The organism is Staphylococcus sp. ACRSN (assembly GCF_022346615.1).
GTDB lineage: Bacteria > Bacillota > Bacilli > Staphylococcales > Staphylococcaceae > Staphylococcus.
This window is the reverse complement of record NZ_JAKRNS010000001.1, coordinates 88,175-101,963: the sequence shown is the minus strand read 5'-3', so window position 1 is coordinate 101,963 and position 13,789 is coordinate 88,175. Positions and strand designations below refer to the sequence as shown.

The 13,789-nt window shown below is 32.3% G+C and carries 11 protein-coding genes and 1 pseudogene; 3 read left to right on the top strand and 9 right to left on the bottom strand.

Translation table 11 applies throughout. The features are described 5' to 3' along the window. Window positions 1–65: 65 nt before the first annotated feature. The 3 genes from MHZ36_RS00500 to MHZ36_RS00490 form a co-directional block, all read right to left on the bottom strand. Window positions 66–950 (bottom strand): LysR family transcriptional regulator, encoded by an 885-nt coding sequence (locus tag MHZ36_RS00500; protein WP_239228917.1) that lies wholly within the window; start codon window positions 948–950, stop codon window positions 66–68. A 291-nt stretch (window positions 951–1,241) separates the two neighbouring features. Beyond that, window positions 1,242–1,598, bottom strand: a complete 357-nt coding sequence (locus MHZ36_RS00495; RefSeq protein WP_239228916.1) for a hypothetical protein — start codon at window positions 1,596–1,598, stop codon at window positions 1,242–1,244. Window positions 1,599–2,220: 622 nt separating this feature from the next. Then, window positions 2,221–3,678 (bottom strand): carbon starvation CstA family protein, encoded by a 1,458-nt coding sequence (locus MHZ36_RS00490; RefSeq protein WP_239228914.1) that lies wholly within the window; start codon window positions 3,676–3,678, stop codon window positions 2,221–2,223. Between the two features lie 491 nt (window positions 3,679–4,169). Here MHZ36_RS00490 and MHZ36_RS00485 point away from each other — a divergent pair. Beyond that, window positions 4,170–4,376 (top strand): annotated as a pseudogene (locus MHZ36_RS00485) (transposase); the annotation flags it as partial. Between the two features lie 104 nt (window positions 4,377–4,480). Here MHZ36_RS00485 and noc read toward each other — a convergent pair. From noc to rpmH, 6 genes are all read right to left on the bottom strand, one after another. Continuing rightward, complete coding sequence (noc, locus tag MHZ36_RS00480; RefSeq protein WP_239228913.1) at window positions 4,481–5,320, bottom strand: nucleoid occlusion protein; 840 nt, start codon at window positions 5,318–5,320, stop codon at window positions 4,481–4,483. Window positions 5,321–5,361: 41 nt separating this feature from the next. Continuing rightward, entirely contained in the window at window positions 5,362–6,081 is a 720-nt protein-coding gene (gene rsmG, locus MHZ36_RS00475; RefSeq protein ID WP_239228912.1) for a 16S rRNA (guanine(527)-N(7))-methyltransferase RsmG, read from the bottom strand. 1 nt (window position 6,082) lies between these two features. Continuing rightward, the gene (gene mnmG / locus MHZ36_RS00470; RefSeq protein WP_239228911.1) at window positions 6,083–7,960 is read right to left on the bottom strand and encodes a tRNA uridine-5-carboxymethylaminomethyl(34) synthesis enzyme MnmG; all 1,878 of its coding nucleotides are present in this window, start codon (window positions 7,958–7,960) and stop codon (window positions 6,083–6,085) included. 16 nt (window positions 7,961–7,976) lie between these two features. Continuing rightward, complete coding sequence (mnmE, locus tag MHZ36_RS00465) at window positions 7,977–9,356, bottom strand: tRNA uridine-5-carboxymethylaminomethyl(34) synthesis GTPase MnmE (RefSeq protein WP_239229210.1); 1,380 nt, start codon at window positions 9,354–9,356, stop codon at window positions 7,977–7,979. A 195-nt stretch (window positions 9,357–9,551) separates the two neighbouring features. Continuing rightward, window positions 9,552–9,899 carry a ribonuclease P protein component gene (rnpA, locus tag MHZ36_RS00460; protein ID WP_239228910.1) on the bottom strand — a complete coding sequence of 116 codons (348 nt, stop codon included), beginning with the start codon at window positions 9,897–9,899 and terminating at the stop codon, window positions 9,552–9,554. A gap of 157 nt (window positions 9,900–10,056) precedes the next feature. After that, on the bottom strand, window positions 10,057–10,194 hold the full coding sequence (gene rpmH / locus MHZ36_RS00455; RefSeq protein ID WP_000240855.1) for a 50S ribosomal protein L34: 138 nt from the start codon (window positions 10,192–10,194) through the stop codon (window positions 10,057–10,059). Between the two features lie 732 nt (window positions 10,195–10,926). On the opposite strand from rpmH, the gene dnaA reads away from it, so the two are divergent. Then, the gene (gene dnaA / locus MHZ36_RS00450; RefSeq protein ID WP_239228909.1) at window positions 10,927–12,294 is read left to right on the top strand and encodes a chromosomal replication initiator protein DnaA; all 1,368 of its coding nucleotides are present in this window, start codon (window positions 10,927–10,929) and stop codon (window positions 12,292–12,294) included. 241 nt (window positions 12,295–12,535) lie between these two features. Then, window positions 12,536–13,669, top strand: a complete 1,134-nt coding sequence (gene dnaN, locus MHZ36_RS00445; RefSeq protein ID WP_239228908.1) for a DNA polymerase III subunit beta — start codon at window positions 12,536–12,538, stop codon at window positions 13,667–13,669. Window positions 13,670–13,789: the final 120 nt, after the last annotated feature.

Below are 13,789 nucleotides of genomic sequence, written 5' to 3'. Positions count from 1 at the left end.
CAACTTTGTATCTATCTACATTCTACATTGGAAACGTTGTATTCACTCAAAGTATATGTGATTACTTATTCAATTTTGTCATTTAATTTAATCAAATCAATAAAATGAGCAATCGCATCATTTATCTTCACATGCTCGTGGATAGTCATATTAATATAAGTCGTAATTTGTGGTTCAAAGGGGATAATAGCAATAGCTTCATCTGCAAAATAGCGTGCCTGTTGCTCCATAATTAAAGCTACACCTTCCCCAATATGCACCATTTCTAATAAATTTTCGATACGCGGCGCAGTAAAAGAAATGATTGGAAAAAATTGTTCCTTTTTACATACGGATAGAAACAATTCATGTTCTAATGTGAAATCCGGTGTCATATATAATTCTGTATCTTCTAACATATCTAATGTAATTGTTGATTCATTTGCGTATTGGTGTGATTGATCTACTACTGCACATAACCTTTCACTCATGTACGTATATCTTTCAGATCCTATTGCCGCTTCCTTTTCTCTTAAAAAACTAACATCAATCTTACCTTCGTCTATCATGCGGTGTAAATCTGGTTCAAATCCTTCATGTACTTTAAATCTTAAATTTGGGTGTGTCTTGATACTTTTTGACACTATCTCTGTAATACCATATTCAATCATGACACGTGATGTTCCTAATTGAATTGTCGTTATTTCGGATGCAGTCTGTTTTTGCAATTGTTCCTGCATCTCCTTATGATTTTGCAAAATTAATTCCGCATAATGTAAAAATAATTCACCCGCTTCAGTTAATCTAATTTGTTTATTACTACGATCAATCAACTGGTAACCACATTCATTTTCTAATGCTACTATATGTTTGGATAGCGTAGATTGAGCTATATAAAGCACTTGTGATGCCTTAAAATAATTTTTAAAATGCGCTAATGTTACAAATTCATTTATATGTGAAATTTCCATAAATATCATCACCTATCAATCATTAAATAGTTTCTTACTATCTTATATGTAATTTGGTTAAATTATCAAAGTTAAACACTGACTTTTAAATAAATTCGCATAAACTATATAAAAAAAACAGGCTAGGACATTATTAATGTCTTAACCTGTGTCATAGTTTGGTCAGTTTCTGACTAAGTTTAAATAGCCTATACTATCATGACGTATTAAACCTTAGTTAACTTTACCCGTGTGAGCCGCCACGCAAAATTTTAAATATGATTAGACTGCCGTCTCACTACTATCTATATATTATTCATTTGTTAAAATGTGATTTTTCGCTTCCGTAGACGCTAACAGGTTCAAATTTTCAGTTGCTACTTTTAGTGCATCAAGCGTAGATTCAAAGTAGATAAACGTAGCTTGATACTTACCATTTCCTATATCTGTCAATGTGGCTCTTGCATTTGTTTCACCTAATTGAGCCATAACTTCTTTTGCTGATTTTACGTAAGTTGATAGTGCTTCTAATGATAATTTTTCGCTTTGTGCTATACAAAAATAACGTTCCATTTTATTTTTCTTTTCAATTCGTTTCAGATAATGAGAATCTACTGACTGCACTTCATATTTATCATTTTCTACAATACTTGTTGTTGCTTTTAACATATTTAAACCTCTGCTTTCATAATTAAGGTATTAAGTCTGATATAGTATGAGCAGTACATTGAATGATATATTCATGAATATTAAAGGAATTCCTGATATACTAATGTGAGCATTTTACCTACATTAGATACTATTTGAATAAATTTTCTTACTGATTTTTTATATAAATAACGTTATTTGAATATTTCAGTTTAAGTCATACTTATTTAATTTGTTATCTTCGTTTAATTATTCCTTTAAATATTTACTATTTCTACTTAATCACTTACGATTCAACATCATAACAAGTTTTATAATAAAAATCACGAATTTTCACTCATAAAAATAACATACAATGAAATTGTAATTTTTTAGAAATTCCAACGTAATACATCTGTAAAAAACTTTAATAATATACATTAAATTACGTTTTACACAATTATAATTTTTAAAATTCTGCTCTTCATTTTTATAAAATATTCAATACCGCATTATAAATTCTCATTAATATGCCATTTTTGCTAGGATGATACAATTTGATATTAATGTCGCATGCTTAAAACTATAATTTTTATGTTTTTCGTGAAACATACTACTCACATCGTGATATAAAAAAACTAACATACACAAAGGCATATGTTAGTTAAACTGTTTGTTGTTGATTATGGATAGGATGATCTAATTCAAAATTATCCACTGAAGCTGTCATACTTCTATATTGATAGATGAAATAAACAATCCAAATACCAGTTAATATAAAACCAATACCATAACTCAAATTAAGGTTTAAACCTAATCCTATTTTTTGGCTCAAAATATATACAAAAATATTCCAAGTCATAAACACCGCTGGAATCGCTGCCACCCAAAAATTTTTCTTTGCGATAAGTAAATACATCGCACCAACCCATAATGCAATGACTGCAGTTGTTTGATTTGCCCAAGAAAAATATCTCCATAAAATAGTAAAATCAATTTGGGTCAATGCAAAGCTAATTATAAATAATGGCGCCGATACAATCATACGTTTTAATAAACTACTTTGACTATAATTTAAATAATCTGCTATTATCATACGCGCACTTCTGAATGATGTATCACCACTTGTAATGGGTAAGATGATGACACCTAATACTGCAATCGTTCCTAAGACAGATCCTAATAATAAATGAGAAGCTCTACTCACTACTAAAGCTGCCTCTCCTTTTGCTAGTACTTCATTTAAACCATCATAACCATTAAATAAACTCATACCTGCTGCTGCCCATATCATCGCAATAATACCTTCTGCAATCATCATCCCATAAAAAATGAAACGCGCATTCTTTTCTTTGTTTGTAGTTCTTGAAATAATGGGTGTTTGTGTTGCATGAAATCCCGATAATGCACCACATGTAATCGTAAAGAATAATAACGGAAATATTGGTGCTCCATCAGGATGCATATTCTGTATATTGATTTCAGGTATTGGTGCTCCAGTTTGAATTAAACGAAATCCTACACCAACTGCACTTATTAATAGCAGTGCACCGAATATCGGATAAATACGACCAATAATTTTATCAATCGGCAAGATAGTTGAAAGAATATAATAAAGGAATATAACAAATATAATAATACCTAAAGCAATACGACCATCCATTAAGTTATGTAGCAATAGGGCTGGACTTGTAACAAATACTGTACCCGTAAGTAATAATAATAAAATAGAAAAAACATTTACAAAATGCTTCATAACTTGACCTAAAAATTTACCTGCAAGTTCAGGAAGATGTGCGCCTTTGTTTCTGATTGAAATCATACCTGTTAAGTAATCATGTACTGCCCCTGCAAATATGCATCCAACTACAATCCAAATAAATGCCACTGGTCCATATAATGCCCCCATAATTGGACCAAATATAGGCCCGACACCTGCAATATTTAATAATTGAATAAGTGAATTTGAAGATGTCTTCATCGGTACATAATCTACATCATCTCTTTGATTATAAGCTGGTGTTGGCCTACTTTCTTTAGTTCCAAACATTCTGTCGATATATTTACCATAAGTAAAATAACCTACAACTAGTAAAATAATAGATACGATAAACGTAATCATTTAACTCCCCCTTTAGAATGTAAGCGTTTTATCAATTTAATCATAATTTGTATTATTACACAATACACTTATTTATTTCTCGGGAAATTACTATTCATTTACGAACACAAAGTTATTTAAATAATAACAACAGCTATATGTTTCCAACCTTCTAGTAATATACTTTCACGTATTATTCTGACTGTTAACAAATACTTACTTTATTCAAAATCACATTGCCATTAAACAAAAAATAGAGTCTGGATCATAAATACCAAGCATTAAGCCCATCAAAGATTTTGATCTTTGATGGGCTTGTTATTTATATCAATACTCCATATTGTTATTGCTCACTTACCTAGGGGGATGGGTCGAGCCTTGGTCTCGACACTCACCCTACTCCCTTAGGTGTCTCGCAAACAATACGAAGTTCATATATGTTATTACTACAAAAAATAAGAAACTTTCGTATAATTTAATAAACATTACTAAACTAAATTAACGAGGTGTCTTATGATGAAATAAATGATGAATTTATATTTCTTAATTATAAGAGACTTGGCTTTAAAAAATATGCTTATCGTAATAATAGATATGGTTTTAAAAGAGATTTCAAATTATATAAATGTGATGATTGTTCAGGGTGCTTACTACGTAACCAATGTATGAAACATAATTCGAAAACTAATAAAACAATTTTGAGGAATTATAATATAGAAAAATCGATGATTTTTACATTTTCACAGTAAAAATCATCGATTTTATTTTAGTCTGAAAGACTAATGTCCTAGACCCTTTATATCATAATACTAACCTAATATCTTTAACGTTTATATAATTTTATCTTAATTTCATAATAATCATCGTGATCTTTAGTTTGATGCTCAACCTGAATACCACTTTGCTCTATAGACTCTATACTTTTACCAACTGTTTCTCTCGCATCAGTTAAATCTTTAGCGAACTCAAAGCGTTGCGCCTTCACTTTTTCTGGACCAAGTTTTTGTTTTACACGTGCTTCAGTCTGTTTAACATTTAACTTCTGACTAATAATCGTTTCTACTAAAATTGCTTGTTCTTCTTCTGATAAACTCAATAGTGCACGTGCATGGCGCTCAGTAATTTTGCCTTCTCTTAAACGTTCGATTACCTTTGGTGTTAACTTTAGCAATCGTAATTTGTTAGCGATAAAGCTCTGACTTTTTCCAACACTTTTAGCTAATTCACTTTGTGTTGTATCACCAATCTCTAGCAGCTTTTTATATGCTTCTGCTTCTTCGATGACTGATAAGTTTTCACGTTGAATATTCTCAATCAGTGCAACAACTGCTGTTTCTTCATCATCTAAAAATCTAATGATTACGTCTGCATGCGTTTTGCCAATACTCTGTAATGCTCTAAATCGTCGCTCACCTGCAATAATTTCAAACATTTCTTCTTCAATTGGACGTACGACAATTGGTTGTAACAAACCATGTTCTTCTATAGATTCTGCGAGTTCTTTAATCTTATTTGGCTCAAATACTTGTCTTGGTTGATAACGGTTTGGCACAATGCGCTCAATATGAATAGATTCAACGTTATTATTATAATCTTCTTCAATATAACCAACTATGTCATCTTTATTTTTTAAACCAAATAATTTAGAAAAAGGTTTTTTCATATTTGATGCGCTCCCTCTAAATTAATTGTTATTGAATGATATTACTTTTCTAGTAATGGTGACTTATTTGGCGTTCCAGGTTTTCTTGGATATTTTTTAGGCGTTTGACTTCTTTTTTCAATGATCATCATCTGTCTCTCGCCGGCATCTTCTGGTAGCTCATATGAAATTGTATCAATTACCTTACCACCGAACACGCCGATACCAAAGGCAGCTTCTTCTAATTCTTCGTCACCTTTTGCTGATTTCAAAGCAATAAACTGACCGCCTTTTTTCACTAACGGAATACACAATTCACTTAACACTGAAAGTCTTGCAACCGCTCTTGCTGTAACGATATCATAAGACTCCCTGTATACTCCCTTTCCAAACGTTTCTGCTCTATCATGTACAAAACTAACATCCTGTAACTTTAAAGCATCTGCCAATTGATTGAGGAATTGAATTCGTTTATTTAGTGAGTCCACAATTGTAACTTTTAAATTTGGAAAAATAATTTTCAGCGGAATACTTGGAAAACCAGCTCCAGCTCCTACATCACATAACGTAAACGGTTGTGTAAAATCTGTATAAAGACTCGGTGCGATTGAATCATAGAAGTGTTTTAAATATACTTCATGCTCTTCAGTTATGCTTGTCAAATTCATCTTCTCGTTCCATTCAACAAGTAATTGATAATACGTCTGAAACTGTTGTTGTTGTTCTTCCGAAAGCTCTATTCCATGTGTACTCAATTGTTGAGTTAACCATTCTACGCTCATGTTAGTTATTCACCCTTTGAATTTTACCTTGTTCTAAAAATACGAGTAAAATTGAAATATCAGCTGGATTTACACCAGAGATACGAGATGCTTGCGCTATATTTAATGGTTTAACTTCTGATAATTTTTCTCTTGCTTCAGTAGCTAAACTATCTACTTTACTGTAATCTAAGTCTTCTGGAATTTTCTTTTCTTCCATACGTTTAACTTTTTCAACTTGTTGTAATGACTTATTGATATAGCCCTCGTATTTCGTTTGAATTTCAACTTGTTCTTCTACATCCGCAGGTAATTGATGTGATTCTTCAAGGATATCAAGAATTAAATCATATGTCATTTCTGGACGTCTTAATAGTTCTAACGCTAAAATGCCATCTTTCAAACGTGATCCGCCTTGAGCTTCAATTATAGATTGCACATGCTCATTTGGTTTAACACGAATACCTTGCAGGCGTTCTTGTTCGTCGCGAATCATTGCTCTTTTTTTATTAAAGCGTGCATAGCGTTCCTCTGAAATCATGCCAATTTCATAGCCCAAATCAGTCAATCTTAAGTCTGCATTATCATGTCTTAATAATAAACGGTATTCAGCTCTAGATGTTAATAAACGGTATGGTTCATTTGTTCCTTTTGTTACAAGATCATCGATAAGTACACCGATGTATGCATCTGAACGACTTAGGATAACTTCATCTTTTTGTTGCACACGTGCAGCAGCATTAATACCAGCCATCAAACCTTGACCAGCCGCTTCTTCATAACCTGAAGTACCATTTATTTGCCCTGCTGTGTATAAATTTTTAATCTTTTTAGTTTCTAGTGTTGGCCATAATTGCGTAGGTACGATTGCATCATATTCAATAGCATAACCTGCACGCATCATGTCTGCTTTTTCTAAACCTGGAATTGTTTCTAACATTTGACGTTGAACGTGTTCTGGTAAGCTTGTTGATAAGCCTTGTACATAAACTTCGTTCGTATTACGCCCTTCAGGCTCTAGGAATAATTGATGACGTGGTTTATCATTGAAACGCACAAATTTATCTTCGATTGATGGGCAGTATCTTGGCCCTGTACCTTTAATCATACCTGAATACATAGCTGATAAATGTAAGTTATCATCGATGACTTGGTGTGTGTCACCATTTGTATAAGTTAACCAACAAGGTAATTGATCTAAGATGTACTCAGTAGTTTCAAAGCTAAATGCTCTACCTACGTCATCTCCTGGTTGGATTTCAGTTTTAGAATAATCAATTGTTTTAGCATTTACTCTAGGTGGTGTACCTGTTTTAAAACGAACAACTTCAAACCCTAAACCTCTTAAATTATCTGCAAGTGAAATTGAAGGTAATTGATGGTTTGGACCACTTGAATATTTCATATTTCCTAGAATGATTTCACCACGTAAGAATGTACCAGTAGTAATAATAACTGCTTCTGCCCAATATTCTGTGCCAATGTTCGTGCGCACACCTTTAATTACTTCATCTTCAATAATTAAATCATCGACCATGCCTTGCATAATATCCAAGTTTTCTTCATCTTCAATTACTTTCTTCATTTCTTGTTGATATAGTACTTTATCGGCTTGTGCACGTAATGCTCTTACTGCAGGACCTTTACCTGTATTTAACATACGCATTTGAATGTGTGTTTTATCGATTGTTTTAGCCATTTGACCGCCTAACGCATCTATTTCACGTACGACAATACCTTTTGCCGGTCCACCTACTGACGGATTACATGGCATAAAAGCAATATTATCTAAGTTAATTGTTAACATTAACGTCTTTGCACCGCGACGTGCTGAAGCAAGTCCCGCTTCTATTCCCGCATGACCAGCTCCAATTACTATTACATCATATTTTTGAGCCATAATTTTTCCTCCTTGATTATTTTCCTAAACAGAATTGGCTAAACAGTTGATCGATTAATTCGTCACTCGCTGACTCACCAATAATTTCACCTAATATTTCCCATGTTCTTGTCAAATCGATTTGTACCATATCCATCGGCACACCTGATTCTGCAGCGTCTATAGCATCTTGTATTGAATTTCTAGCTTGTTTTAGTAATGAAATGTGACGTGAGTTTGAAACATATGTCATATCTTGATTTTGTACATCGCCACCAAAGAATAAATCTCTAATTTGTAATTCTAACTGATCAATACCCTCTTGTTTTAGCATTGAGGTTTGAATTAATGGCGTATCACCAATCATTTCCTTAACTTCATTCATATCTAATTGTTGCTCTAAATCCATCTTATTAACAATGACAATTGCATCTTCGTTTTTAATTACTTCAAATAATTGGCGATCTTCAGCCGACAATGTTTCATTGTAGTTTAATACGAACAAGATTAAATCAGCTTCACTCAATGCTTTTCTAGAGCGTTCAACGCCAATACGTTCAACAATATCTTCCGTATCACGGATACCAGCAGTATCGACTAATCTTAAAGGCACCCCTCTAACATTTACATATTCTTCTAATGTATCTCTAGTTGTGCCTGCAACTTCAGTTACAATTGCTTTATTGTCTTGTATTAAATTATTGAGCATTGAAGACTTACCAACGTTTGGTTTTCCGACGATAACGGTAGACAGACCTTCTCTCATAATCTTGCCTTGTGCACCGGTTTCCAACAATTTATTAATTTCTTGTTTAATATTTGTCGATTGCTCTAATAAAAATTCTGTCGTGGCATCTTCTACATCATCATATTCGGGATAATCTATATTCACTTCGACTTGAGCAAGGATTTCGAGAATGGATTGTCGCTGTCGCTTAATCATATCACTTAAACGGCCTTCAATTTGATTCATCGCAACTTTAGATGCTCGATCGGTTTTAGAACGAATAAAGTCCATCACCGCTTCTGCTTGTGATAAATCAATACGTCCATTTAAAAATGCACGTTTCGTATATTCACCAGGTTCTGCAATACGTGCACCATAAGTCATCGTTAATTCTAATACTCTATTAATTGTTAAGATACCACCATGACAATTAATCTCTACGATATCTTCTCGAGTAAAGGTCTTTGGACCTCTTAACACTGATACCATTACTTCCTCTACTACTTCCTTTGATTCTGGATCTACAATGTGACCATAATTAATCGTATGCGTAGTAACATCTTCAAGACGCTTTTGTCCTTTATATAACTTATCTGCAATTGAAATCGCATCGACACCAGACAAACGTACAATACCTATTGCACCTTCACCCATCGGTGTAGAAATACTCGTAATCGTGTCTAAATCCATCATCCATCTCGCCTCCCTTACTAGTCTAGTTAAATAAATTTTTTCATTATAATAGTGTAATGAGTTTTTTGCAAAAATGCGAATATATTGCTTGATATCGCCAAGTAAGTTAGCCTTACGTTTGTGTGAGCGAAGTCTTACTTCCGTCTAATTTTTACACTTACTTTCTTCAAGTTCCCCTACCCTACTAATCATCTATATACGTTTATTAAATACTTTTGCAATCTTCAATACATGTTCTAAACTTGATTGTATTTGCAGTGTGTCCATATCTTTAGCTGGTTGCCTAGCTATCACTATAATATCTATTGGAATAATATCTTCTTTATGAACTTTGAAATTTTCACGAATCGCTCGCTTAATTCTATTTCTCACAACCGCATTACCAATTTTTTTCGAAACACTTATACCTAGTCTGAAATGTGCTAATTCTTTGTTTGTTTTTGTATATACTACAAATTGTCTATTGGCTACTGATTTCCCTTTTTTATAGATGAATTGAAAATCACTATTTTTTTTAATCCTATATGCTTTCTCCACCAATGCATCACTCGCTTATCTTCTTCTGTAACATTTTATTTAACCTATATGTCTGAATCAAACTTCTATATTAATACGTTAACTAGCAACAGTTATTATTACGTAGCGTATTTTAATTTATTTAAAACCTAAAAAAAAGACCACTGATGAGTCAGTGATCTTATGCTGATAAAACTTTACGGCCTTTACGACGACGACGCGCTAAAACTTTACGGCCATTTTTTGTGCTCATGCGCTTTCTGAAACCATGAACTTTACTATGTTTACGTTTATTTGGTTGATAAGTACGTTTTACCATGTAAAAACACCTCCATATTTATTCGGTTATCTAACAGTTATATAGATAAGATTGATATACGCTTCTGCTTTAAGTCTTGATTTAACTTTATAAATTCCTAGTCATAATTCAAGCAACTACTACAATATAACAAAATATATTTTATAAAGCAAGTACGAATTTAATTACTAAAAAAGCGTTAATTGTTCCTTTCCTCCTATTATATAGGTTACTTCTATTACTTATTCTTTATGAAACTTACATCTAAATACCGATATTATAGTATTTTTTAACGTGCTGCTAATGATGATTTTACATCCATTTTAACTTTATACATTTTCCATACATTTTTTATAAATTATTTCCCAAACCCACAAGTGCTACTTTTTCTGATATACTATTCCTTTCGCAAAGTTATCCACTTATTCACAGTATATTTCTAAGTTACTGTGGATAATTTATAGCCCATTCACAAGTTTTTAGATAGTTTAATAACAAATTCACAGCTATTTGACAGAGGTTGATGTTAAAAAGTATAATTGTGTGGATAAGTCATATAGTTATTGATACATCAAGGGTTTGATTTATTAAATTATATACAAAATGCTGTGGATAGTTTCAAAGGTTGGTTGAGTTATCCACTGATTGTTATTAACTTGTGGATAATTATCAACAGCTTGTGATTTAGTTTATCCACTGCACTTGATTTTGTGTATAACTTTTAAAATTTACTATATATGGAGTTTGTTAATTATGTCAGAACATGAAATTTGGGAAAAAGTCCTTACCTTGGCTCAAGAAAAAGTAAGTTATCCTAGCTATCAAACTTTTCTTAAAGATACCAAATTACATTCATTAGAAAATGATGAAGCAGTGATTGTTATCGATGATCCATTTGTGGCCAATTGGTTAAAATCGCACTATGTTGAAATTATTCAAACCGCATTATATGAGGCAATTGGACATGAAATTATGCCTGTGTTCTATTCTGAAGATGAATTAGAGAATATGAAATCTGATGCAGATCAGAATAAGAATCAACCTCAACAACCAAAGGATACATACAACTCTGGTGTTGATGAAGCAAGAATTGGCGACGAACAATTTAATATGCATAATACTTTTGAAACTTTTGTTATCGGTCCCGGCAACAGGTTTCCACATGCAGCAAGTTTAGCTGTTGCAGAAGCACCAGCACAAGCTTATAACCCGCTTTTCATTTATGGTGGTGTTGGATTAGGTAAAACGCATCTAATGCATGCAATTGGACATTATGTATTAGCCAACAACCCTAATGCGAAAGTGATTTATACTTCTAGTGAAAAATTTACGAACGAATTTATTAAATCAATTCGTGATAATAAAACGGAACAATTTAGAGAAAAATATCGTAATATTGATGTCTTGCTAATCGATGATATTCAATTCATTCAAAATAAAGAACAAACACAAGAAGAATTTTTCCATACTTTTAATGAATTGCATCAAGCGAATAAGCAAATAGTAATATCAAGTGATAGACCGCCAAAAGAAATTGCAAAGTTAGAGGATCGTTTGCGTTCACGCTTTGAATGGGGACTAATCGTTGATATTACGCCACCTGATTACGAAACGCGAATGGCGATTTTACACAAAAAAATCGAAGAAGAGAATTTAAATATTCCATCTGAAGCACTTACTTATATAGCGAATCAAATTCAATCGAATATTCGTGAATTGGAAGGTGCATTAACACGCGTTTTAGCCTTTTCTAAATTACAAGGACAACCGATAACAACCGAGTTAACGGCAGCTGCCTTAAAAGATATTATTCAAGCACCTAAATCTAAGAAAATCACCATTCAAGATATTCAGAAAATTGTTGGTCAATATTATAGTGTGAAAATTGAAGATTTTAGTGCAAAAAAACGTACCAAATCTATCGCATATCCACGCCAAATTGCGATGTATCTATCACGCGAGTTAACGGATTTTTCATTGCCAAAAATTGGAGAAGAATTCGGAGGTCGTGATCATACAACAGTGATTCATGCACATGAAAAGATATTAAAGGATATTAAAAATGATCCAACATTTAAGCAAGAAGTAGAGAATCTTGAAAAAGAAATAAGAAACCAATAAAAAAAGCTGTATTATAACAGATTAAACTTTTGAATTTGAGGAATAACGTACTGACATAAATTTTAGTAATTGTGGACAATGTGCAAAAGTAATACACACTACACACAAGTTATCCACAGTCGATAAACGATGTCACCATTGAAAAAATTTCAGTTATCCACTAATTCACAGGCCCTACTACTATTACTACGGTTTTAAAACCTATATAATTTATATATAAACGACTGGAAGGAGTTTAAAAATGATGGAATTCACAATTAGAAGAGATTATTTTATTAATCAATTAAATGACACACTTAAAGCCATCTCACCAAGAACTACATTACCTATCTTAACTGGTATAAAAATTGACGCTAAAGATAACGAAGTAATACTTACTGGATCTGATTCAGAAATTTCAATAGAGATTACAATTCCTAAACAAGTTGATGGGGAAGATATTGTTGAAATTGCAGAAACTGGATCTGTTGTACTTCCAGGTCGTTTCTTTGTAGACATAATTAAAAAATTACCAGGTAAAGAAGTTAAACTTTCTACAAATGAACAATTCCAAACATTAATTACATCTGGTCATTCAGAATTTAACTTAAGTGGATTAGATCCTGATCAATATCCATTATTACCACAAGTTTCTAGAGACGATGCAATTCAATTATCAGTTAAAGTATTAAAAAACGTGATAGCACAAACAAATTTCGCAGTGTCCACGTCAGAAACACGCCCAGTACTTACTGGTGTGAATTGGCTTATACAAGAAAATGAATTAATATGCACAGCTACAGATTCACATCGTTTAGCGGTTAGAAAAGTAGCATTAGAAGATAATTTAGAAAATAAAAATGTCATCATTCCTGGTAAAGCATTATCAGAATTAAATAAAATTATGACTGATAGTGAAGAAGACATTGATATTTTCTTTGCATCAAACCAAGTGCTATTCAAAGTTGGGAATGTAAACTTTATTTCACGTTTATTAGAAGGTCACTATCCAGATACTTCTCGTCTATTCCCAGAGAACTATGAATTTAAATTAGGAATTGATAATGGTGATTTCTATCATGCAATTGATCGTGCATCTTTATTAGCACGTGAAGGTGGAAATAACGTTATTAAACTAAGTACTGGTAATGAATTAGTAGAATTATCTTCAACATCTCCAGAAATTGGTACTGTAAAAGAAGAAGTGAGCGCAAATAATGTTGAAGGTGGCAACCTTAAAATTTCATTCAACTCTAAATATATGATGGATGCATTAAAAGCAATCGATAATGATGAAGTTGAAATTGAATTCTTTGGTACGATGAAACCATTCATTTTGAAACCTAAAGAAGACGATTCTGTTACACAATTAATTTTACCTATCAGAACTTATTAATTTTAATTTTTTTATGACATATGGGTTAAATCAAGATCTAGACATGTGATGTCTAGGTCTTTTTTGTATCTGCATATGATTAAAAGTCATTACAATTAAAATTTTTCTGCAGTTTTTTAG

What these genes read in the sequence shown, in the direction of transcription:
- MHZ36_RS00500 (WP_239228917.1), bottom strand. Translation starts at nt 950, where the DNA reads ATGGAAATTTCACATATAAATGAATTTGTAACATTAGCGCATTTTAAA.
- MHZ36_RS00495 (WP_239228916.1), bottom strand. Translation starts at nt 1,598, where the DNA reads ATGTTAAAAGCAACAACAAGTATTGTAGAAAATGATAAATATGAAGTG.
- MHZ36_RS00490 (WP_239228914.1), bottom strand. Translation starts at nt 3,678, where the DNA reads ATGATTACGTTTATCGTATCTATTATTTTACTAGTTGTAGGTTATTTT.
- noc (WP_239228913.1), bottom strand. Translation starts at nt 5,320, where the DNA reads ATGAAAAAACCTTTTTCTAAATTATTTGGTTTAAAAAATAAAGATGAC.
- rsmG (WP_239228912.1), bottom strand. Translation starts at nt 6,081, where the DNA reads ATGAGCGTAGAATGGTTAACTCAACAATTGAGTACACATGGAATAGAG.
- mnmG (WP_239228911.1), bottom strand. Translation starts at nt 7,960, where the DNA reads ATGGCTCAAAAATATGATGTAATAGTAATTGGAGCTGGTCATGCGGGA.
- mnmE (WP_239229210.1), bottom strand. Translation starts at nt 9,356, where the DNA reads ATGGATTTAGACACGATTACGAGTATTTCTACACCGATGGGTGAAGGT.
- rpmH (WP_000240855.1), bottom strand. Translation starts at nt 10,194, where the DNA reads ATGGTAAAACGTACTTATCAACCAAATAAACGTAAACATAGTAAAGTT.
- dnaA (WP_239228909.1), top strand. Translation starts at nt 10,927, where the DNA reads ATGTCAGAACATGAAATTTGGGAAAAAGTCCTTACCTTGGCTCAAGAA.
- dnaN (WP_239228908.1), top strand. Translation starts at nt 12,536, where the DNA reads ATGATGGAATTCACAATTAGAAGAGATTATTTTATTAATCAATTAAAT.